General features: G+C 70.0%; 21 protein-coding genes and 5 pseudogenes. 12 read left to right on the forward strand and 14 right to left on the reverse strand.

The window, feature by feature from the left end:
• Positions 1–86 precede the first annotated feature (86 nt).
• From ABZ934_RS31185 to ABZ934_RS31200, 4 genes are all read right to left on the reverse strand, one after another.
• A complete protein-coding gene (locus tag ABZ934_RS31185; RefSeq protein ID WP_361319535.1) occupies positions 87–527 on the reverse strand; it encodes a DUF6098 family protein in 441 nt (146 codons plus the stop codon).
• A 283-nt stretch (positions 528–810) separates the two neighbouring features.
• Positions 811–1,008, reverse strand: coding sequence for a hypothetical protein (locus tag ABZ934_RS31190; RefSeq protein ID WP_361319537.1), 198 nt, complete (start codon positions 1,006–1,008; stop codon positions 811–813).
• Between the two features lie 205 nt (positions 1,009–1,213).
• Positions 1,214–1,711: a DUF5709 domain-containing protein gene (locus tag ABZ934_RS31195; RefSeq protein WP_361319539.1), complete on the reverse strand. Its 498-nt coding sequence runs from the start codon at positions 1,709–1,711 to the stop codon at positions 1,214–1,216.
• Between the two features lie 104 nt (positions 1,712–1,815).
• Positions 1,816–2,130 carry a hypothetical protein gene (locus tag ABZ934_RS31200; protein WP_361319541.1) on the reverse strand — a complete coding sequence of 105 codons (315 nt, stop codon included), beginning with the start codon at positions 2,128–2,130 and terminating at the stop codon, positions 1,816–1,818.
• Positions 2,131–2,886: 756 nt separating this feature from the next.
• Between ABZ934_RS31200 and ABZ934_RS31205 the strand changes: the two genes are divergently transcribed.
• Positions 2,887–3,105: a hypothetical protein gene (locus ABZ934_RS31205; protein ID WP_361319543.1), complete on the forward strand. Its 219-nt coding sequence runs from the start codon at positions 2,887–2,889 to the stop codon at positions 3,103–3,105.
• Positions 3,078–3,375 (forward strand): annotated as a pseudogene (locus ABZ934_RS31210) (IS110 family transposase); the annotation flags it as partial. The gene ABZ934_RS31205 and the pseudogene ABZ934_RS31210, both read left to right, overlap by 28 nt.
• 50 nt (positions 3,376–3,425) lie before the next feature.
• Here the strand turns inward: ABZ934_RS31210 and ABZ934_RS31215 are convergent.
• Complete coding sequence (locus ABZ934_RS31215; protein ID WP_361319545.1) at positions 3,426–4,163, reverse strand: DNA alkylation repair protein; 738 nt, start codon at positions 4,161–4,163, stop codon at positions 3,426–3,428.
• The gene (locus ABZ934_RS31220; protein ID WP_361319547.1) at positions 4,160–4,618 is read right to left on the reverse strand and encodes a MarR family transcriptional regulator; all 459 of its coding nucleotides are present in this window, start codon (positions 4,616–4,618) and stop codon (positions 4,160–4,162) included. The genes ABZ934_RS31215 and ABZ934_RS31220 overlap by 4 nt, the downstream gene beginning before the upstream one ends.
• Positions 4,619–4,735: 117 nt before the next feature.
• Here ABZ934_RS31220 and ABZ934_RS31225 point away from each other — a divergent pair, with 117 nt between their 5' ends.
• Positions 4,736–5,155, forward strand: a complete 420-nt coding sequence (locus tag ABZ934_RS31225; protein ID WP_361319549.1) for a DUF1398 family protein — start codon at positions 4,736–4,738, stop codon at positions 5,153–5,155.
• A 357-nt stretch (positions 5,156–5,512) separates the two neighbouring features.
• On the opposite strand, the gene ABZ934_RS31230 is transcribed toward ABZ934_RS31225, so the two are convergent.
• Positions 5,513–6,019 carry a hypothetical protein gene (locus tag ABZ934_RS31230; protein WP_361319551.1) on the reverse strand — a complete coding sequence of 169 codons (507 nt, stop codon included), beginning with the start codon at positions 6,017–6,019 and terminating at the stop codon, positions 5,513–5,515.
• 100 nt (positions 6,020–6,119) lie between these two features.
• Positions 6,120–7,316, reverse strand: a complete 1,197-nt coding sequence (locus ABZ934_RS31235) for a hypothetical protein (protein ID WP_361319553.1) — start codon at positions 7,314–7,316, stop codon at positions 6,120–6,122.
• A gap of 908 nt (positions 7,317–8,224) precedes the next feature.
• Between ABZ934_RS31235 and ABZ934_RS31240 the strand changes: the two genes are divergently transcribed.
• Entirely contained in the window at positions 8,225–9,031 is an 807-nt protein-coding gene (locus ABZ934_RS31240; RefSeq protein WP_361319555.1) for a nucleotidyltransferase domain-containing protein, read from the forward strand.
• Positions 9,032–9,132: 101 nt separating this feature from the next.
• Complete coding sequence (locus ABZ934_RS31245) at positions 9,133–9,612, forward strand: hypothetical protein (RefSeq protein WP_361319557.1); 480 nt, start codon at positions 9,133–9,135, stop codon at positions 9,610–9,612.
• A 156-nt stretch (positions 9,613–9,768) separates the two neighbouring features.
• Here ABZ934_RS31245 and ABZ934_RS31250 read toward each other — a convergent pair.
• Positions 9,769–9,915, reverse strand: a pseudogene (locus tag ABZ934_RS31250) (IS5/IS1182 family transposase); the annotation flags it as partial.
• 247 nt (positions 9,916–10,162) lie between these two features.
• Between ABZ934_RS31250 and ABZ934_RS31255 the strand changes: the two are divergent.
• Positions 10,163–11,720: pseudogene (locus ABZ934_RS31255) on the forward strand (FAD-dependent monooxygenase).
• Positions 11,721–12,151: 431 nt separating this feature from the next.
• On the opposite strand, the gene ABZ934_RS31260 reads toward ABZ934_RS31255, so the two are convergent.
• A complete protein-coding gene (locus tag ABZ934_RS31260; protein ID WP_361319559.1) occupies positions 12,152–12,733 on the reverse strand; it encodes a hypothetical protein in 582 nt (193 codons plus the stop codon).
• A 351-nt stretch (positions 12,734–13,084) separates the two neighbouring features.
• Here ABZ934_RS31260 and ABZ934_RS31265 point away from each other — a divergent pair, with 351 nt between their 5' ends.
• The gene (locus ABZ934_RS31265) at positions 13,085–13,888 is read left to right on the forward strand and encodes a ferritin-like protein (RefSeq protein ID WP_361319561.1); all 804 of its coding nucleotides are present in this window, start codon (positions 13,085–13,087) and stop codon (positions 13,886–13,888) included.
• Positions 13,885–14,436 (forward strand): hypothetical protein, encoded by a 552-nt coding sequence (locus tag ABZ934_RS31270; protein ID WP_361319563.1) that lies wholly within the window; start codon positions 13,885–13,887, stop codon positions 14,434–14,436. Before ABZ934_RS31265 ends, ABZ934_RS31270 begins: the two co-directional genes overlap by 4 nt.
• Positions 14,437–14,555: 119 nt before the next feature.
• Here the strand turns inward: ABZ934_RS31270 and ABZ934_RS31275 are convergent, their stop codons facing one another.
• Together ABZ934_RS31275 and ABZ934_RS31280 are read right to left on the reverse strand one after the other, a co-directional pair.
• Positions 14,556–15,152: a hypothetical protein gene (locus ABZ934_RS31275; protein WP_361319565.1), complete on the reverse strand. Its 597-nt coding sequence runs from the start codon at positions 15,150–15,152 to the stop codon at positions 14,556–14,558.
• A 25-nt stretch (positions 15,153–15,177) separates the two neighbouring features.
• Positions 15,178–15,512, reverse strand: a pseudogene (locus ABZ934_RS31280) (hypothetical protein); the annotation flags it as partial.
• A 59-nt stretch (positions 15,513–15,571) separates the two neighbouring features.
• Here ABZ934_RS31280 and ABZ934_RS31285 point away from each other — a divergent pair.
• On the forward strand, positions 15,572–15,748 hold the full coding sequence (locus ABZ934_RS31285) for a hypothetical protein (protein WP_361319567.1): 177 nt from the start codon (positions 15,572–15,574) through the stop codon (positions 15,746–15,748).
• Positions 15,749–15,944: 196 nt separating this feature from the next.
• Here ABZ934_RS31285 and ABZ934_RS31290 read toward each other — a convergent pair whose 3' ends face one another.
• Positions 15,945–17,795, reverse strand: a complete 1,851-nt coding sequence (locus tag ABZ934_RS31290; RefSeq protein WP_361319569.1) for an alpha/beta fold hydrolase — start codon at positions 17,793–17,795, stop codon at positions 15,945–15,947.
• A gap of 50 nt (positions 17,796–17,845) precedes the next feature.
• Here ABZ934_RS31290 and ABZ934_RS31295 point away from each other — a divergent pair, with 50 nt between their 5' ends.
• The gene (locus tag ABZ934_RS31295) at positions 17,846–17,968 is read left to right on the forward strand and encodes a hypothetical protein (RefSeq protein WP_361319571.1); all 123 of its coding nucleotides are present in this window, start codon (positions 17,846–17,848) and stop codon (positions 17,966–17,968) included.
• Positions 17,969–18,638: 670 nt separating this feature from the next.
• On the opposite strand, the pseudogene ABZ934_RS31300 reads toward ABZ934_RS31295, so the two are convergent.
• A pseudogene (locus tag ABZ934_RS31300) lies at positions 18,639–18,800 on the reverse strand (hypothetical protein); the annotation flags it as partial.
• A 191-nt stretch (positions 18,801–18,991) separates the two neighbouring features.
• Here ABZ934_RS31300 and ABZ934_RS31305 point away from each other — a divergent pair.
• Both ABZ934_RS31305 and ABZ934_RS31310 read left to right on the forward strand, forming a co-directional pair.
• A complete protein-coding gene (locus ABZ934_RS31305) occupies positions 18,992–19,438 on the forward strand; it encodes a hypothetical protein (protein WP_361319573.1) in 447 nt (148 codons plus the stop codon).
• Between the two features lie 346 nt (positions 19,439–19,784).
• Positions 19,785–20,226 (forward strand): DIP1984 family protein (locus ABZ934_RS31310; protein WP_361319575.1); only part of this gene is annotated, 442 nt, incomplete at its 3' end.

Genomic DNA, 20,226 nt, shown 5'->3' on the forward strand with positions numbered 1-20,226 from the left:
ACGCGAAACACGGCGTCACACCGGGCGGGTGCCCAGAGCCGCGTCCGTGAACCCCACGACCATCCGTCCGGCTCCGCCGTGCCTCGTCACGGGGTGCGCCGCACCGGCCCCCACTCGCCCGGTTGTTCCTCGATCTCCCGGACCGCCTGATCGATCACCTTCTTGTCGATCCACGCCAGCGGTTGTACCGAGCACACCAACGGTTCGTTGTCCGGGCCACGGTCGCACTCGCTCCCACGCAACAGCCAGGGGCGGACATCCGGGCCACGCAGGTGCGGTAGGTGGCAGTAGTCGTACAACCGGCGGGCCGCCCACGTCCGCAACGGCCGGTCCTCCCACCACGACGCCACGTCCAACGGGCTCGCGGACAGCCCCGGCAAAGGCACCCCGGTCAGATCATCCGTACTGGACGACTCCACCAGGTCGACCGCAGGCCCGCGCGACCAACGTACGTACAAGTCCGGCCCCTGCCTGATCCACCCGACGACATCATCGAGGTCGTACAGAACGGGAAGGTCCTCACTCACGCAAACCTCCGGGAACCCGTCGAACGCGTGGAGCCTACGTCGCCTTCCCTGCGTCGAGGGCCGGCAAACGGTGACGGCGCCGAGGCGGCGATGGACGACGCCGTTCGGTCCCGCGCCGGCGTGCGGAGGGGTACATGCGCGGGCGCGGAGCGCCTGCCCGGCGCGGACCACCAACCGAGATCCCGCCCCGCTGCATGAGCGGGGCGGGATCGGAGGGTTCGCATCAGCTCATCCGCGCACCATGACGTCGTCCAGCGGCGCACTTGCGTGTACGGGTGGCGTGCTACGGGTGGTCGGGCTGCTGCTCAGGCGGTACGGCGCCGCCCGCTCCGCCCCCCTTGGCTCCCTTGTCGGTGCCGTGTGGGTGGGCGCTCTTGGCGCCCTTCTTCGGCACTTGCGATGCCTTGAGCGATCCGGCGTTCTCGGGTGTCGAACCGCCCTTGCCGCTGCGCCGCATCTCCGGCTGCTGTGGGTTCGCCATCGTTTCGTCCTCCTACCGGTTTCACGTAGGTCCGTGCGCTGCGCCTACCCCCGCGCCGGCGTTCCCATCCGCGGCCCGCTCGGCCGCCGCCTGCCGTCAGCGCCGCGCCGCCGTGCCCGCCGCGGCCGTGGGGCCGCCAGGGGGACGGGCGCCGAGGTGGGCGCTTTCACGTTCGGGCACAGCGCTGACCGGGGCCGAGGTCCTCCTAGTGGAACCGGGACCCAGCCGGGTCGCCCGGCTCATCCGGTTCTCCCTCCACGACGTGCACCGCGGCCTCCTCCGCACTCGCGGCGCCGGCGTCGATGCCGTGGTCCTCAGCGACCAGTTCCTTGGTCGTGTCGGTGTGCACGCCCTCGTCAGGAGCGGTCAAACGTCCTGCGCGAGCCGTGCCGGTTTCGAGGTCCAGGGGCTCGCCTTCGCCCCCGGGCAGGTCTCCCAGACCGTCGCCCGTGTCTTCACCGAACTCGGGGACCTCTTGGGCCAACCGTTCGTCGAGGGGCTCTCCCTCGTGCTGTTCGGCGGCCGTCGTCCCGTACTTCGTCACACCGAGTGGCTTTTCCGGAGGCGAGTAGCCCTCATCCAGCATGTCGTCGTACGTTCGCTCGTCCACGGCGTTCTGGAGGTCCAGCGCCGCCGCGTCCTCCTGCTCCTCGTTCCCACCAGTGGGCTGATATACGTCATCTGCCATCTGGTCGTCACTCACGGGATTCCCCCTCGCTATCCGTCGTCATGGATTGTCTGCCGTAACGGCGCGGTATGCGCCTTTCCCGCCTTCACGGTTTTAAGCACACCGAACGTCGAGCCCGTTCACGGGCGAGGATCGGTGCGCTGCCATCGGGGGCGCGAGTCCTCGCCACGGCGCCCGGCGACCACCGCGCAGCGGCGGCACAGCCGCCGCACCTGGTCCGCCGAGCCTCCGGATTCGGGGATCGCATCCGTCCAGGAGACGTGGGGGAAGCGAGTCAGCTGGGAGCGACTGAGGGAGAGGCCGCACACGGTCTCGTTCCGGCCCGGCTCCCATGCGTGGACCTCGCCGGCGGGAAGTCTGCGCCGGCCTTGCCCCTCGTCCTCGATCCACTGGCCCGTGGCGGCGACCGCGTACCTCTTGCGCGTTGTTGCCATGCCGTGCGGCTACCACGCCGGCGGCCGAGCATGCGGACGCGCGGCGGTGCAGCGGAAATGGTGTGGACCGTCCGCCTCGGCAACTCCACGCGGAGGTGCCCAGCCGCGCCGGGCCGTGCGTCGACGGCGACCGATGGCAGCGCTACCGCACCGTCTCCCCGCGCATGCCCGCCGGGTGACCGGCCCCTGTCCGGCTGATCTGTAGGGCAGTGGTGGGGGCCGGCCGTCTACAGCGGGCTCCCGCGCCGAAGTAGCTCGAGCTCCGTCCGATTCCGCGGGAGAGGAGGGGTCCGGCTCCTGGGCCCCTGAGCCGATCATGGGCGCACGCCGTCCTGGGCAAGACCGGTGCCGCAGCCGGGTTTCGTGTGGATCACATGGGCAGTGGGCGCGTACATACGCCGCGCCGCCCAGACGACCGTCTTGCCCCTCAGCCCAGAAGTCACCGCGCAAGCCTGCCCTCCGTGTCTGCACGCCCTCGGCAACGCCGCGCGGCGGGCACCTGAGAGATGAGATCGGTTGCTCGCCGGGCGCAGCCACCCGAGCCGGATCAGGTGGTCCACGTCCATGCATGCAGGGTCACTGCGACCGCCCGTGTCCCGTTCCACGCACATTCGTCCCGTACATAGGGGCGCATTTCACCGCAGCCCGGGGAGACGGCTGTCGAACGCCCACGCGTCCACCCCTGCACTGCGACCGCATGAACGTGACCGGCAATGGCCACCGGCAAGCGGCCTACCGATCACCCGCCCGGACTTGGTGAGCGCCGGACCGTCGCTCCACCACGACTGGGAGAAGACCGCCGGCGACTGCGTGGCCACCGACCCCACCACACCTGGCACGATGCCTGTCATGCAGCCGCTGCCCGGCTTCAACGCGATCCGCACCGCGGTCATCCACCTGATCCGCCGCCGCGAGATCCGCTCCGACTCCTCCGCAGGACGGTCCACTTGCTCACCCATAGCCATCCCTCGCTGAAACGAGCGCTGGGGCCGCGGTTGCAGCACCCTGCCGTCCTCACACTGCTGGAACGGTTCGGGTCACCGGCCCAGATCCGCAAGGCCGTCCGTCGACGGTTGGTCCCGCTGCCGCGGTCGAAGGCGCCGAGGATGGCCCAGCGGCTGATCGAGGGGATATTCGCCGCGTTGGACGAGCAGACCGTGATGATCCCGGGACCGGGACCGAGCGGGCGCGTTGATCGTCCCGAGCCTGGCCACTTCACTGACGGCGGTGCTGGACCAGCGCAAGCCGTGGAGTCCTAAGACCTCCACTGTCATCCATGACCCGCAGCCGCCCGGTTAGGCTCGCGCGGTGCCACCTCCGGTCAGGCGGCGCAGCGCCTCTTTGCGGGTGAGCGGGGCCACGCGGGAGCCGTAACGGCCCAGCCAGTCCACGACGAGTTGCGGGTCGCGGGTGGACATCTCGCGCAGAACCCAGCCCAGTGCCTTGCGCAGAAAGAACTCCCGCTCGCCGACAAGGGCGTCGGCGTAGCGCATGAGTTGGGCGGTGTCGGGTCGGCCGGCGCGGATTGCGGGCAGCAGCGCGAGGAGCGCCGAACGGCGGAGCCAGAAGTCGGGGTCCGTGATCCACCGATCCAGCACCGCACCTGCAGCCGGATCGTGCCGGGCGACGATGCCGACGCAGTGGACTGCCAGCGGATCCACCAGGGCCCAGGTGTGACACTGCCTCAGGAGTGATTCTACGTCCTTGAGGTCTGCGGCATCCAGCACTCCCGCGTACTGCACCAGCATCTCGACCGCTGCCCGGCGGTAGTCGTACACGGGTTTGGTGGGGTCCTCCTCAGCGGACCAGAGATCCTGCGCGAGGGCCAGTACGTCCGGGCCGGCCCGGGCACCCATCCTCCGGCGGGTTTCGGTGACGCGCCGGCGCAGGTCCGGTATCCGGACCCCGAGGTGGTTCAGCTCGCTGTGCAGGTACGCGCGCTGCTTGTCGGCCCGGACGGGATCGGCCAGCGCGCGCAACGCGGCGCGGAGGTCATCGACCGGGCTGCCCGATGCGGTGTCGCCCTCTTTCACGCGTCGTCCTCGTGCGCGCTCGCGGCATCCGTCCAGGCGTCGGTCTGCCGGGTCAGCCGTCGCAGCAGGGCACGTACGGCTGCCAGGTCGTACTCCGTCATGCCCTCGCCCATCGCCTGGTGCGCGGCGGCTGCCCGGGCGGTGATTGCGTTCAGCACCCGCTGTCCGGCGCCCGTCAGCGCGAGCAGAGATGAGGTGCGGTGATCCGGGTTGTCCCGGAACTGCGCGAGGCCGTCGCGGACGAGCTCGTTGGCGATGCGCTGCACGCCCTGGCGGGCGACCCCGAGACGGCGCGCGGCTCGCGCCACGGACAGGGGCTCCTCACTGACCACGCTCATCAACTGCCAGCGGGCCTGCGTCTGACCTTCCGCTCCCGCCAGGGCCTCACCGGCCCGGCGCAGTGCACCTGCGGCCTCGTAGATGTCAGCCACGAGGAGTGCCAGTTCCTCCGCCATTCTGTGCTTTCACCTTCGCATTCAGACAATAGGTTGTCAATATGACATCATGATGTCATATTCAATGAGTCACCCACAAGGAGACGCACCCCTCACGGAAACCATCAGGGAGACACCATGACCAGCGATGCGATCAGCCGCCTGCAAGCCGCCATGGAACGCGGGGCGGCCGCCCGCCCCAAGGTCGGCGGTTTTCCCCATCTCGCCGAAAGCCTGCGCCAGGCCGGCGTGACCCATTGCCGCATGGCCGTCCCGTCCAACGCCTTCCTGTACCTGACCCGGCATGGCGACATCGTGGTCCAGGGCGAGCCGCTGGTCACCGGTTTCACGCTCGCACCGCAGTTCGATGAGGCGGCCCTGATCGCAGCGCTGCGTGCGGATCAAGCCGGTGAGACGACGTTCCACGAGTTCGTCCGCGGCTGCTGGGATGCGGGAATCGTCTGGTACGACGTCGATACCGCCACCCGCACCTGCACCTACTACGGCGCCAACGGCGACTCCTACACCGAGGACTACCCCTCCGTCACGCTCCCCTGAGGTGCGGACAGGGGGTGGGCACGCGATCAGCACCGGCCCCCGTTCGCCGGCTTACGATCACCGGCGCGGACATGGCGAGCGCCGGACGAGCTTCGACGCCTCCGCAACGCTGTAGCCGGACAGAGCCATCGCGTGGAACCGGGTGATGTCTCGGTACCCGGAGGTAACGCGGCTCGGAGTGATGTCGGCCCAGACCAAATGGACCAGCGCCCGGCACGCCGGGGGGCTGCCCGGCCGCCAACGCGGCGCGCGATAGACGTCTGATACGTGGCGTCCAGCACTTTCCCTCGGCGAAGCAGCCATGCTGCGCCTTCGTCTCCGCCGGGCGCGGTCCGGGTCGCCCTGACCCGGACCGTGTCAGCGGTAGTCGTCGGGGTGGCCCTGCATCCAAGTGTTGATCTTGTCACGGGTCCCGATCAGTGACGTCTGATGCTTCTTCAGGTTCTCAAGGGACCGGTCCCCGCCCAGCTCCGCGTCGAGCTTCCTGATCGAGTCGATCGGCTGGGGGAAGTGGCCGGGCCCCTTCGGGTCCGCCTTCATGGCTCGGTCCATGCGGTGCAGTTCGTCGTAGACCCTGCCGAGGAAGTAGGCACAGTTGCCCGGGGTGCACGAGTCGCCCAGGGTCGCCTGGAGCCCGGCGAATGCGTCGCGGACCTTCTCGGCCGACGTCGCAACCGGCGCGGAGGGCGTTACGGGGACGGCGTCGGCTTCGCGGGACGGCGAGGCCGGCGTGCTCGGCGTCGCACTGACCGGATGTTCGCTGCCGGCCGGTTCGTCGGCTTTCGGTGACGTACCGCAGGAGACACCGAGCGCGGCGAGCGCCACGGCGACGACGGCTGCGCGCCGCGCTGAGGACTTGTACATGTTTTCCCCCGTGGTCGTTGAGACAGCCGACCCTACATAACCCGGCGCACACTGGTCTTGACGCCCCCGGGTAGCCGTCCGAGGCCGGTAGCCGGATGCCCTATGACCGATCCGGGAGCAGGGCGTGGAAGTTGGCCGCCGCGCGCTCGGCCACGGCTTCGACGTACGGCACGTACGCGTCCGGGTCTGCGTGGTCGGTCATCGGGTAGGCCTGATGACCCTGGTGGCCGGGGGCCCGGAAGGCGATGATCTCGTTGTGGATCAACTCTTCCGCGAACTGTTCGATGTTCCGTTTGATCCAGGTGTACGTAGTGCCGTAGCCCCCCGAGGGGATCTTTGACCCGTGCTCCCTGGCGAACCCGAACTCGCCGGACCGGTACACGGTGAAGATGTGGTCAGAAGGCAGGTACAGCTGGTAGTGCCAGTCCTTGTCCTCCACGCACCCGGCGGGCACGTTCGGAGGTGTTCGGAGCCGGGTGGTGTCGGGCATGTCCGACCAGTCGAAGTGGATCCACCACCCCCGGAGCACCTCCTGGGGACGGCCCTTGATGGTGTCTATGTCCGGTCGGCCGGCCTCCTCCAGTGCCGCTGCCGTTTCGGTGATCGCCACGACGACTCTCCGTACGGCCAGCGCGCTCGCCTGCCTGTTGCGTACCGACGCGCGCACACCCGCCCACCACAAGGAAGGGTCACCCACCGCCGACCGCACTTCCGGCGGCCAGTTGACGGGGCCGTCTCCCCTCGCCGCCATCTGGCGTGGGCTGAGCCCACCGGACAGCGGGCGCTCAGCCACTTCCTGCCTGCGCTCCCACTCCCTGAACCGGGCCGCCTCCTCCATCCACTGGCGCTCCTTCTCCTGATACGCACGCCTCCTCAGTTCGCGCGTATGTGACTCCTGCTCTGCCAGGCGCGCTTCGATGACGTCCCGGACCGGCTGGTAGACGGCCGCTGCGGATCGCACGGCCTCCAAGAACGATGCTCGGACGTCGTCGTACCTCAGCCGTGCGCGTCGACGCGTCACCAACGAGTCCCACCGCCCGATGTGCCGCTCCGCTTTGGCGAGTTTCAGGTCCTCCGCGGTGATCCGCTGCACGAACGAGGCAGCAGCGTCGTTCCAGGAGGCGACCTCCTCCGGTGTACCGCTCACGTCCACATCCCTCGGCATCGACACTCGCCATGCGCCCAGGGTGTCCGAGAGGTAGTTCGCCGGCCGGTCGGGGTCCCGGGGGAACCAGTACACGGTGATGTCGAGGTCTTCGCCGAGCCGAACGCCCCTGTACGAGATCTGTAAGGCCATGCACCAACCATGACAGTTGGCAGGGCTCAGGAACACGGGGAACGAACAGATCCTCCTCGACCGTTCGGCAGCCCAGCCGATCCTGAAGAGCTCGGCCTGATCGAAGAGACACGGCCTACCGAGGCCGGAGGTCCGGGCGAGCTGCGGCCCGGTCCGGGACTCGGGCTGAGGATGGTGTCGAGGGCAGGAGCGTCAGGGCCTGTGGCCGTGGCTCGGAGACGGATGGCCCGCGCCGGACGCATTCCCCGGTCGCTCGTGTCGCGGGGACGGGCAAGTGCCTGACCCTGGACCCGCGACGAGCGGCGCGAAGGCCGGCAAGCACCTGGGCGGTCCACCGGGGAACGGCCCCCAGGCCGGTACGGGCCGTGAAGTGCGTACCGGCGACAGATCGTGCCCATAGGCCGGGGCGCCCTTGATCTCAAACTCGGGCCGGCCGTCGGTCTGCCGAGGCAGGTAGAAGGTTTCCCTCACGTCGAACCGGCCCCTGCCCCGCTGAACTTGATCAGGGCGTGGCTACCGACGGCCCACAGATAGCCGGTGATGTCGTCGTACAGGACTTCGTGTGCTCGGTCGAACGTCATCTCAGCGGCCCAAGTGCCGCTCCAGTTGCCCGGGGTGCCCTGGGAGGCGACAACGGCACAGAGACAGCCGCCGAACGGCCCGCGCCGCACGCTTTCCGGGAAGTCGTGCTCCGAGCACGACGCACACCCACCACCATCACCCAGCCACATCAACGCCGCCACCGCAGACAAGAGGCGGCTCCCACACCCGGCCAGGCCGGCAGTTGTCAGGGTGCAGGTCCCTGCTGCACCGCCCGCCGGCGGCTGCCTGGGCAGTGCGATTCGCGGGCGCCCACCGCCTGGGAAATCCGCTCGGCAGCACACGGCAGCACACGGCACAGTGGCCCCATGGACGAACGAGGGCTGGACCGCGACGGAACGATCGCACGCGAAGGGGCACTGGACCGAGTGCCGGCGATATTCGTCCCCGTCGTCGATGCCGCCCGCGCTCACATCACGGGGGCGTTCGGCAGAACGCGCCTGCACAGCGCCTACCTCTACGGCAGTGTCCCCCGCGGCACCGCCACCCCTGGGGTCTCCGACCTCGACCTCCAGTTGGCCCTCCACGACGAGCCCACCGAAGTCGACCGCGCTGACGCCAAAACGATCGAGGCCGTACTCGACCGCGCATTCCCGCAGATCGATGGCGTCGGGATCCTGGTGACCAGCACGCGGGTTCTGCTGAGCGACGTCGAACGCCACGACGGCGGATTCTTCATCGCCTGCCTCTGCACCCCGTTGCTGGGCCCTGACCTCGCAAAAGAACTGCCCCGTTACCGCCCCACAGCCCTACTCGCGCGGGAGACCAACGGCGACCTCGCCCGCGTGCTTCCACACTGGCGTGCCAAGGCAGCCGAAGCCACCACGGACGCCGATCGCCGAACCCTCAACCGTCTCGTCGGCCGTCGTATCGTCCGCACAGGATTCACTCTGATCATGCCCCGATGGGGCGGCTGGACCAGCGACCTCAACCAGTCCACCGAGCTCTTCGGCAGCTACTATCCCGATCGCGTCGACCACATGCGTGTCGCCGCGTCCATCGGACGTGCGCCCTCACCCGACCCGGCGGTACTGGGGATGCTCATCAACGACCTCGGCCCTTGGCTCGCAGCCGAATACACAGCCGTGCACGGCGAGAAGGCCCCGCGTCCCTGACATGCTGCCCACGCCATGATGGAACCACCCTGATGCCCGGCCTGTGGCGGGGCCCCGCCGTTGCCGGTCGAGCGGTATGACCGACGGACTAAGCTGCGCGCATGCCACCCCAGCACCTGACGCGCTCCGCCCAGGAACTGCTGCACGTCGTAGAGACCCTTCACGCGATGCCGTTTCCCCATCAGAAGGAAAAGGCTGTCGATCGGTGGGGCGGTCCCGGGTATCACGTAGTGGTGCTCGCGGAGAGCCAGGACTTCTGGGAGGACCGAAGCTCCCAGATGGTGGAGGAGGCCGAGGAGGGGATCTCAGCCGATCTTGGCGGTCTGGCCGTGCTCCTCACAGAACGCTGTGGTGCGCCCGAGGCAGTCGATCTTGGGCCCTATCTCGGATTCGACAACCCGGATCCGGACATTCAGGCGCCTGAGCCGATGGGCTTCCTGTGCAATCTGGCCGGCAGCATGCAGGTGTGGCGGCCCCACGCATCCGATCGCTGGATTGCCCTGGCCATCGGCCAGGCTGATCCTGAGTGGCCGATTCAATTGCTCGCCGCGTTCGGCGAGTGCTCCGCGCTGCCAGGATGACGTAAGCAGCACCGCCCATCGCCTGCGGAGCCTGGGTGCTTCACGTGGTGATGCCTGCCGACTGAGGGCGCCCATCGAGGAACCGAGTTGTCGGCTCTGTTGGATGTGCCGGGTTCAGGCGGCCTTGGTGAGGGTAGCTGGGCTGGGGTTCTTCTCCTGGGTAATGCGGCGGGTCATGAGGGTGATGGCGGCCCAGGTGATGAGGGCTTCGCTGTGCTGGACGAGTCGTTCGTAGTCTCTCGTGTGGCGTCGGGCCTGCGTGATCCACGACAGGCTGCCTTCGACGACCCAGCGGCGGGGCAGGCCCTGGTCATCGACCGCGCCGGCGCGGAGCTTGCGGCGCTGACCGCCCGAACGCCCGACCACCCGATCGAGCGGATCGAGGACCGGCCGGGACACCGGCGGCAGGCGGGTGAGGTAGCCGAGGAGGAGCGCGGACGGCCCACTTCCCGTCCATACCCGCGGGGCCGGTCCCTTGACATCGCGGCACCTGTTGTGGCTGGTCAGGGCGGTGAAAGGGCCTCTTTGACCCTCGGTCATAGTGGGCGCCATGGACTATGACGTGGTAGTGGCCGGAGGCGGCCCGGTCGGACTGATGCTGGCCTGCGAGCTCCGGCTCGGAGGCGCGCGGGTGGCCGTCCTGGAGCGCCTCACCGAAGTGGACCCGACGATCAAGGGCGATCACCACGCCCAGCGCCGAGGCTCTCTACCGCCGGGGCATGCTGCCCGCGCTGGCCGAGGTGCAGCGGCAGGCGATGGACCGCTTCCAGGCGTTCATTCGCGAACAGAACGGCGGGGGCGGAGGCGGGGCTGCAGGCCAAGGGCTCGGGTTCGTCGGGCACTTCGCCGGGATCATGCTGCGCGCCGACCTGGTCGATCGTACGGAGCCGGGCCTCGGCGACGCCGGACCCGCCGCCGAGATCGCTTTCGTGGCGCAACAGGACATCGAGCGGCCGCTCGGAGGGCGGGCGAACGAGCTCGGCGTCGACGTGCGCCGGGGAGTGGAGCTGACCGGCTTCGACGCGGACGAGGAGGCCGTCACCGTGCGGACCAGCCACGGGCCCATACGCGCCGGCTGGCTCGTGGGCTGCGACGGCGGCCGCAGCGCGGTCCGCAAGCTCGCGGGGTTCGAATTCCCCGGTACGGACCCGGAGATCACCTGTCACCAGGCGGTCGTGGAGATGACCGGCGCCGAGGACCTGAAGGTCGGCTGGACCGCCACGGACACCGGGGTGTACGCCCACGGGCCGATGCCGGGCCGCGTCGTCACCGTGGAGTTCGACGGCCCGCCGGCCGACCGGGACGCGCCGGTCACCGCCGAGGACCTCCAGGCGCGGCTGCGCCGCGTATCCGGCGTGGACGTCACGATCACCGAGGTGCGTACCGCGACCCGCTTCACCGACCACGCCCGACAGGCCACCGAGTACCGCAAGGGCCGGGTGCTGCTGGCGGGCGACGCGGCGCACGTGCACTCCGCGTTCGGGAGCCAGGGGCTGAGCCTGGGAATCGGGGACGCGATGAACCTCGGCTGGAAGCTCGCCGCGGTGATCGGCGGCCGGGCGCCGGAAGGGCTGCTGGACACGTACACCTCCGAGCGGCACCCGGTCGGTGCGCGGGTCCTGGACTGGACCCGGTCCCAGGTCGCGGCCATGCGCCCGGACCCGCAGTCCCGGGCCCTGCGCGAGATCGTCAGCGACTTGGCGGGGACGGCCGTGGGCACCACGTACCTCACCGCGCGGCTCAACGGTGCCGGAGTGCGGTACGGGCTGCCGGGCGAGCACCCGCTGACCGGCCGCAGCACCCCGGACCTCGAACTCACCGACGGCGGCCGCCTCGCGGACCACCTCCACGGCGGCCGGGCGCTCCTGCTCGACCTCACCGACGACCCGGAGCTCCGGGCCCTCGCCGCCGGGTATGCCGGCCGCGTCGACACCCTGACCGCCGGCTGCCCGTCCCGCCCGGAACTGGCGGCGGTCCTCGTCCGTCCGGACGGCTTCACGGCCTGGGCGGCCGACGCGGGGGCGCAGGCGCCGACGTCGACGGCCGGGCTGGCTGAGGCGCTGGAGGAGTGGTTCGGAGTGCCGGAGGGTGCGGTGACGCCGGGCTGATCCGCCGCTCTGCTGACTGACTCGAACCACGAGCCGATCCCCTCCACGGCCGCACCCACCCGGTGTGGCGGCCGGCCCCACCCCAGTCCTGGCCCAGGAGCAGCCCGGAGCTCCCGCCGGCCGCCTACCGCACCCGCCGCCACGCCCCTCCGCCGGTGTTACGGCTCCCGGCCCCCTACGAACCGATGACCAGTGCGAACGTCACCGCCGGGACAGCCCCGGCGGTGACGGTCAGCCGCACCGGGGTCACACCTCTTCGGCCGCGTCAGGTCGCGCAACAGGCGCACAGCGCCCGGTAGTTCGGAGAGCGGGAAGCTGGTTTTCCGAGTGGAAGGCCACACGAACAACTGACCGAGTCGCATGGCCAACGGCCGGGGCGGCCCCTCTCGGGGGCCACACCGGCCGTTCCGCGTGTCACTCACCCCGAGGCGTCAGGGGATCTGAAAGGCAGCCACGTCGAGTCGCAGGCTGAGCGTGTTCGAGCCCTCTGTCCCCCACGTCAACACGACCACGCCCGGCCGGGCCGCACGAAGGGTGACCCGGCCCGTGCCGTCCGGATCGGTCGTGGTCGCGGTGATCGTGGCCGACATCGGACCGCTCGTGCGCGGCCCTGGCCAGGCACCGCTCGGGCCGGGCGGAACGATGACCGTGACGGCGGTACCGACCTTCACGCACAGCCGCTGGGCGGCGAGCTCCCCGGGCCGCATGGTGATCGTCACCGAAGCCGAGACGCAACCATCAGGACTGGGGGTCACCTCGCTCGTGGAGGAGGCGGAAGAGGAAGAGGAGGAGGCCATGCCGGTCCGTGCCGGAGGCACACTGATGGACGGCGAGGCGCCCGACGGAGCGGCTTGGGCGTCGGGCGGACCGGAGCCGGTCGCGGGCACGGTGGAGACGAGGGGCGACGGGCGCTGCGGCGCGGCACCTCCGTGGACACCGTCGCCATTCACACAGGCGGTCGTCACGACCGCCAGCGCGGCCAGTACGGCCAGTACGGCCAGTACGGCCAGCAATGGCATCAGCCTCGGCCGTGGCAGACTCAGACCACGCCGCTTCGCACACAGCATGCCAACCGCCCTTCACCGGAGAGAACTTCGACGTCCCGGACGACTCGACGGTTCCGGCACCAGACGGCCATGTGGGCCCGGCAGCGCCGGCAGCCCGTGGAGAGGATCTCGGCAAGCTGCCGCTCCGGGCGGAGCCCCCGGGTCGCCCCGCCAGGACGGTATCCCCACTGCTCCGCACGGCTGACAAGCTGCCTCACACGGGTGGGTTGCCCCCGAACGGCGCGCGGACGCACGAGAATCCCGGTTACGGGTGATGAACCACGTCCCTACACCGCAAGGGAGCTGTTGAATTTGCCGGTGGAGACCCGAAAGCACCTGAGGGCCCGCACAGACGAGACCGTACCGATCACCGACCGCGAGGGTCTGGTGGCGGCGCTCCAGGAAGCGCTGGCGCTGGAGCACGCGATCATTCCGGTCTACCTGTACTCGTTGCTCTCCCTGGACCGCGAGCGTAACCGGGAGGTGGCGGCCACCGTGCGCAGCGTCGTCATAGAAGAGATGCTGCACATGGCCCTGGTCGGCAATGTCCTGAACTCGGTGGGTGCGACACCTGCCATCGGCGGCCCGGGATTCGTGCCGCGCTACCCGGCCCGCCTGCCTGGTGGCGTCCTGCCCGACCTGACGGTCTCCCTGCGCCGCTGTTCGGCCGAGCACGTCAAGAACGTCTTCTTGGCGATCGAGCGCCCGCACTCGCCGGTCGACCACTCCGGCCGACGGGCCCTGCGGGTCCTGGAAGGCCATGAGGTGACCCTCTCCGCCCAGGGCGACATCATCGGAGCGACACCCGATGTCCTCTCCGCGCCCCAGCGGTTCTTCGAGACGGTCCGCTACGAGGACCACACCATCGGCTGGCTCTACCAGCGCATCGCCACCGCAATGATCCAACTGGACCGCAAGGAGGACCTGTTCACCGGTGATCCCGGCCGTCAGGTCGTCTGGCCCGGCGCGCCCGGCCGGCTGTACCGGGTGACCGACCTGCCCAGCGCCCTGTGGGCACTGGTCGAGATCATCCGGCAGGGCGAGGGCACCGTCGAAGACCCCACTGTCGGCGCCCTGCCGGCCGACCCCACCGAACCACCACCGATGAGGAGCCCCCGATGAGACCGGAGATCAGCCGTCGCGGCACCCTGCAGGCCGCCGCGGGGCTCTCCCTGAGCGGCCTCCTGCCCCTGCCACTGCCGAACGGGGTCGCCGCGGCGCAGTCCACCGCTGGGGCCGGGCCCGAGGAGCTCGCGCACTACTACCGTTTCCTGGAGATCGCCGAAGGACGCCGGCTCGTCCGGGACCGCGGAAGCTGGCAGCTCACCGGTCCCCCGCTCACCCTCCATACCGCCGGGGTGCTGCCTCTCGTCGACAACCCCGACACCGAGAAACTTCCCCCCGGAAGCCGACAGCGTCAGGCGTCCGAAGCCTGTGACGCCGCCTACGACGAGGTCCTACAAGCCCTCCAACGCGTCTTCGACGGCCACCCGGACGAGCTCCGCGAAGCCGTCGCCCGCATGCGTGCCTTCGAGGGCCACGCCGAGGAACTGTCCCAGATCCCCAGCGCGCCCGGCGCCTCGACCGTACTCGGACCGGCGTTCCGCCTCCCCCGGACCGCCGGACCGCGAACCGAGCCGCCTGAGGCCGGACCACCCTCGACTGCGTGACCACCCCTACGACTGCTAGCGCGGCACTGGTCAAAAGGGACCCAGACCCCGGCCCGCGAACCGGACTCGGGACGACGAACGTGGGCGCCCACCGCGGTCCGCTGCCGACAGAGCCACGGTCAACACGCGCCGAAGGACCAGAACAGACCGACCTCGTCGTCCGATACGACGATCAGCCCCACGTCCTCCACGATGTCGACTCCGCGGTAGTACGCCGAGGTGGCGAAGCCATGACTGCGGGTACGTGCCAAGCCCGCAGTGACAAAGTCCGCCCCCGCGTCGCCGGCCGCCGCTTCCGCATTGGTCCAGAAGCGGGCGTGCGGCCCGTAGCGAGCGAGCAAGGTGCGGGCGTCGGTCAGCACCACCTCGCGGTGCGGGCGGGAGCGTACGGGGGCGGGTTCCGACTGCCACTCCTCGGTCATGACTGCCAGCAGGCCCACCGCTCGCTCGAGCGTGAGGGGATGCAGGCGGCGGGCGAATTCGGAGGCGGTCGGGGGATCGAACGGATAGGCGGGCAGGGTCTGCCGGACCTCGTTGTCGCGGTCCCAGTCGAGTGCGGCCCATCCTCGGGGATCGCGGACCGTACGGTGCATCACGGCAAGGGCGTCCGAGGCCCAGTCCCCGTCGCTTCGCGGGCCCGTCGCAACGAAGGCGTAGACGTCGTCGAGCAGGCGCCGAGCCGCCGCGTTCCAGGGATGGTCCTCGCGCAGTGGCATCCCGCCACTCTAGAAGACCGGCTCGAACAGCCAACGGGCTGCCGGCGACCTGGATCAGTTCATCGAGGGGGGATTCTGCGAGGCAGTAGGCGAGTAGTACGAGATCTCCTCGGGCCTGCGGCCGCTTCGCCGGGCGATCATCCAGTGCCGGCGCTCTTCGCAGTGCCAGGGACGGACCTCGACGCGAGACCAGTCGTGGACCGGCGGACCGTGGACTCCGTTCCTGCAGGAACGGCGTTTCCACTTCTGGCACGGCAGACCGGCGAACAGGTCGTCAACCGGGTGGTCGATCGCCCGGCGGACCACGGTCTTGGCCATCACCACGTTCATCTCGAAGACGATCGTGTCCTCGGTGCCCGACGGCCCCGCACCGTCCCGATCACCGTCGGGCGCTGACTTGGTGACCTCCGGCCGCTTACGTGTTCTCCCGGACCGCCAAAGTCCATGAGACCGTCGGCGACCACCGCACCGCCGCCGAGCACTACGCGCCGGCCGCCACGGGATGCCCCGGCGGACACGTCGCTACGCCGCCGGGCGTTGAGGCCGGCATCGCCGCGGCGGACCTCACGGCCGATACGGTGCCCGACGACGCCTGATCCGGTCGGCCCGGACCCCGCCGGACACTGCGTCGGGTCCCGTGGCCACCGCGCCGGCCCCCGAGAACGCAGCCGCGCTGCCAGGACGAGCACCGGACGGTCCCACGGAACGCCAGGACGGACACTCCGGCGTCCGGGCCCGGCCTGGTGGCAGGCGGGCCCGGGCGCCGGCGCATGGTCCGTCCGGAGGACCGGGTCAGCCCAGGGGCAGTGTCAGGAATGCGGCACTGCCGTCGGGGGAGCTGATCCTCGTGGTGCTTCCGTCGACGCTCGCGTCCGAGTAGAGCGGGTCCTTGCTGGTGACGACCAGCATCAGTCGGTGGTCCTGGGGCAGGTCGTAGCCGGCGGCCTGCAGCTTCCAGGTGGCGCGGTGGTCACGGTCGGGGGTCAGGTCGGTGAGGGTGAGGGGCTCGTGGGTGATGATGCGGGCCATGCTGTCGGGGCCGAGGTCGAAGAGGTAGGCCACCAGCGTGGTGGAAGGGGCCGTGTTGCGCACGGTCAGGGTGAGTTCGCAGATGCCTCGGATCCGGCGTGCCGCTCCTCCCCGGCCGTCCGTCGGGATCGGGTCGCTCGTCCAGACGGCGAGGTTTTGTCGGTCGAACTTCTCCGTGACATATGCCTTCGGGTTGCCGTTCCACTCGGCCTGGCCGCTCGTGATGACGGCGTCCGCCGCGATGGCCTCGGTCGGCTGCCCGGCGGTGAACTCCCTCTGCCAGCCCGTTTCCGGTGCGGTGCCCAGACCGCCGTCACGGTCGTCCGATGCGGTAGCCGTCAGGTACCAGCGCTCGGTGGAAGTGGTGACGTCCTCCCAGGAACGGCTGGACTCGCGGGCAGCCGGTGTGACGATCTCGATGTTTCCGGTCTGCGGATCGGTCCTGGTCTCGTACGTGAACATGATCTGGCTGCTGACGGCAGACCAGGTGGGTACGGCGTTGTCGATCCCGAGCACGTGGTGGTCCAGCCAGGCGAACGCTTCCTCGACCGGCTGGTTCGGCCCGCTGAACGGGATGGTCAGACCGGCCCCTTCGGGCGCGGCGTGGTCACCGATCCACAGGTTCAGGTGCTTGGGTACGGTCAGGGCGTTGAAGTGCTCGATGACCTGGTTGGCTGGGAACAGGGTCTCGTGCCAGGTGTTGGAGAAGAAGGTGGGGACGGCGCGGGCGTTGGTCTTGTCCGCGTACGAGGAGGGCGCTCGCCTCTTGCCCCATTTCACTACCGTGTCGAGGTTCCGGCCGGCCTGGAAGTCCGTCAGGATCCGCTGGGTCTCCTCGTCGAACTTCCGCTCGACCGGACCACCGGTGAAGTTGATCAGGGCGGTCACCGCCGCCAGGTGCCGGGTCTCGTGCTGGTAGAGACTCGCCGCCAGGTCCCCCCAGGTACTCAGGGCCACGACCGCGTCCACGCGGCCCTTCTCATCGTGCGCCGCGACCAACTGACTGATACCCGAACCGTACGATTCGCCCAGGAAGGCGATCCGGCTGGGCTCGAAGTGCTGCTCGGCGTAGTCGATGACGGTCGAGCCATCGGTCCAGTCGTGAGGTCCGGCCACGTCGATCGTGCCTTCGGAGGTGAAGGGGCCGTCGACGTAGCCCTTGCCGGGCACGCGCATCGTGAGGCCGATGCCCCGCGGGGTGTAGGCGAGCACGTGGTAGCCGCGGATCGCCAGTTGGAGGTACGTGTACTCGAACAGGGCCCAGCCGAAAGGCGTCCAGCCGGAGGGCACGATCACCACGGGACGGGGCTCGTCGCCTTTGAGCTTGATGGTGTGCGCCGACAGCCGGACCCCGTCCTCGGCAGTGATGCGGGGAAACCCGATGATCGCCTTCTGCCGCACCTGCTCCGTCAGCTTCTGGAGGTCGGGGGGCAGCACCGGCTGCTCGGCCGTGCCGTCGAGGGTCGCGACCAGCGCCTCGGCGACGTGGGCGGCGGCCGGGTCCAGCGAGGTGGGCGAGGTGTAGATACCGTGCTGGGCGATCCGGCTCAGCTGCGCTGCCGTGAAGGCGTTGACCCCATCGGCGTTGACCCCATCGTTGTGCGGGTGGCTCACGAAGCCCGTCCTCTCGCGATCACCGACCGCGCCTGAGACACCGTCGGCATATGCCGTCTGCCGGAGACCCCGGCATGGTCCAGATCCTTTCGGTCTTCCCGTACACCCACCACACGCGGCACACGGTGTGCAGAAGCACGGCCACCACGCAGCGCGACCCGCGCGCTCTCTGAACACCACGCGCGCCCTACGGCTGGTCCACGTGGCGCCGGCGGTCAGCAGCGTGTCGACGGCAGCCTGCCGGCGGGCGTGGTCGCGGCACCGGCTGCCGCACCGGCTGCCCATGAAGGTCCACTTCCGCGAGGTGGCCGGTCCGACGGACGGCGGCACCGGCCGCACCGGCCGCACCGGCCGCACCGGCCGCACGGTGACGGTGGCCTGCTCCGACGACAGAGCGGACGGGACCTCGACACGCCGGGCCACCACAACGAAGAAGGGAACGACCGCGGCGAGACGGCCATCCTGATCAGCGGCGGCGGCGCCGCCACCAGCGCGGGCGACGTGACCCCGAACGGCTACGCCAAGCCGGGCTCGGGCGGAACGCACCTCAACGGAGGCTTCCCCAGCGACTCCGACGGCAACCCGGTCGGCAACCCGGTCGGCAACGGTTTCACCAGGGCGGCGGCGTACTGGGCAGCGGGGGGCCACGCCGGGGGGCACCCTCACCCGACACCTACCCCGACGTCTGGGCGCTCTGCCTGACCATGCACCGGACCACCGACGGTAGCGGCATTGCGGGACGACCCATGACGGCGGCCCTCGCCGACGCCGGATGTGGGCCGGCAGGCGGGCGCCCCCGGTCGTGATCGGGGAGCCCGCCCGGTCTCTACCTCCGCGTGCCGTTCACGCCCGACGCAGTGCGGAGCGGCCGGCGAACCGTGCCGAGTCGCCCAACTCTTCCTCGATACGAATCAGTTGGTTGTACTTCACCATGCGGTCGGAGCGGGAGAGCGAGCCGGTCTTGATCTGAACGCAACCGGCCGCCGAGGAGGGCACGGGGCTCAGAGGCCCCCCGATGGTCGGCGGTGAGGCCGGACTCGCGGCGCCCACTCCTGCCGGGCGATTCGCGGCACCTCGCAGAGCCGCGGTGCGGCCCGGCGTGAAAGGGAAGCTGCCGGAGGACGGCCCGGAGCACGAGGCCCTCGTTGCATGCCATACCGTTCATCCCCCTGTCACTCATCCTTCGAGGAGCCCCCGTGCCGCTCAACTCTGCCCGGAAGAGACAAACGTTCGAAGCCGCGTCCCCGCTGCTCTTCCAAGGCGAAACGGTCGAGCTCATAACCTGTGCAAACGTCGGCAGCGTCTCAGTGCGCCGACAGGTCGCAACCGCAGTGGTAGTCGGCCTGGTCTCTGCCGGCACCATGATGGCGACGGTCCGGCCGCGGCAGATGTACGTCGTCCTCACTGACCGACGTCTGCTGTTCTTTGACGCCTCGACCAGCACTGGCAAGCCGGGCCGGTTGCTGATGGACTTCCCCCGCCCGCATGTTTCGGCCGGCGTGCCGAGAAAAGGCATGTTCGGGCTCACCGTCGTCACCGAGTTGGTTGTGGCCGGCCACGACCGGGGTCTCAAGTTGGCTTTCCCCACACCGTGTCGAGCGGAGGGCCGGACGTTGGCCGAAGCTCTGCCGTCGAGCATCTGAGACCCCCTTCAAGTCATCAGGCACCCAGGTAGCGCTTGCGGTGCAGCCAGCGAAGTGGTGTTCGGCGGGCGACTGGTTGCTGTGCCCGAGAACCATGGCCGCTCGCCGCGCACCTCGGCGGAGTGCGTGCGCCCCCCGAGACCGTCCCGGGGCTCGCCGTCCCACCAGCAGTCGCGCGCCTCGCGGGGCGGCGCCGTCCAAGAGCGTCAGCACCTCGGTACGGCGGCGGCGCAGGACAGCGGCAAGGTGATCGAGCCGGCTTTGCCGGGCCGACCGCAACCTGACGTAGGGTGATCAGCGCGGCGGTGACGCACGACGAACCACACCAGGGAAGGAACCCACCACGATGAAGCTCGGCGAAGCACTGGCGGAACGCGCCGAGGCGGCTCGCCGCGTCGAACAGCTACGGGTCCGCATCGTCGCCAACGCCCGCCACCAGGAAGGCGAGACCCCCGCGGAAGACCCGGCCGGACTGCTCGCCGAGGTCACCGAGACCCTCAACACCCTGGAATCCCTGATCCGACGCATCAACCGCACCAACGCCGCCGCCGACACGGGCGCCCACGGCACCCTCACCGACGCCCTCGCCCGCCGCGACACCCTGCGCCTGCGCCACTCCGTGCTCACCTCGGCCGCCGACGCCGCTTCCGGCAGCTCGGAGCGCGGCTACGGCCGCCAACTGCGCTCCGAGCTCATGGTGCTTCCCGCATTGCCCGTCGCCGAGCTGCGCTCACGCGCCGACGACACCGCCCGCGAGATCCGCGAGCTCGACGTACACATCCAGCGCA

The sequence above is a fragment of the Streptomyces sp. NPDC046557 genome, from assembly GCF_040645975.1.
Classification (GTDB): domain Bacteria; phylum Actinomycetota; class Actinomycetes; order Streptomycetales; family Streptomycetaceae; genus Streptomyces.

Bases quoted from the DNA above. Each gene is read 5' to 3' on its own strand.
- ABZ934_RS31225 (WP_361319549.1), top strand. From the start codon at position 4,736: ATGACCAGCGATGCGATCAGCCGCCTGCAAGCCGCCATGGAACGCGGG.
- ABZ934_RS31295 (WP_361319571.1), top strand. From the start codon at position 17,846: ATGCCGTCTGCCGGAGACCCCGGCATGGTCCAGATCCTTTCGGTCTTC.
- ABZ934_RS31190 (WP_361319537.1), bottom strand. From the start codon at position 1,008: ATGGCGAACCCACAGCAGCCGGAGATGCGGCGCAGCGGCAAGGGCGGT.
- ABZ934_RS31275 (WP_361319565.1), bottom strand. From the start codon at position 15,152: ATGCCACTGCGCGAGGACCATCCCTGGAACGCGGCGGCTCGGCGCCTG.
- ABZ934_RS31235 (WP_361319553.1), bottom strand. From the start codon at position 7,316: ATGGCCTTACAGATCTCGTACAGGGGCGTTCGGCTCGGCGAAGACCTC.
- ABZ934_RS31200 (WP_361319541.1), bottom strand. From the start codon at position 2,130: ATGGCAACAACGCGCAAGAGGTACGCGGTCGCCGCCACGGGCCAGTGG.
- ABZ934_RS31270 (WP_361319563.1), top strand. From the start codon at position 13,885: ATGAGACCGGAGATCAGCCGTCGCGGCACCCTGCAGGCCGCCGCGGGG.
- ABZ934_RS31230 (WP_361319551.1), bottom strand. From the start codon at position 6,019: ATGTACAAGTCCTCAGCGCGGCGCGCAGCCGTCGTCGCCGTGGCGCTC.
- ABZ934_RS31240 (WP_361319555.1), top strand. From the start codon at position 8,225: ATGGACGAACGAGGGCTGGACCGCGACGGAACGATCGCACGCGAAGGG.
- ABZ934_RS31245 (WP_361319557.1), top strand. From the start codon at position 9,133: ATGCCACCCCAGCACCTGACGCGCTCCGCCCAGGAACTGCTGCACGTC.
- ABZ934_RS31220 (WP_361319547.1), bottom strand. From the start codon at position 4,618: ATGGCGGAGGAACTGGCACTCCTCGTGGCTGACATCTACGAGGCCGCA.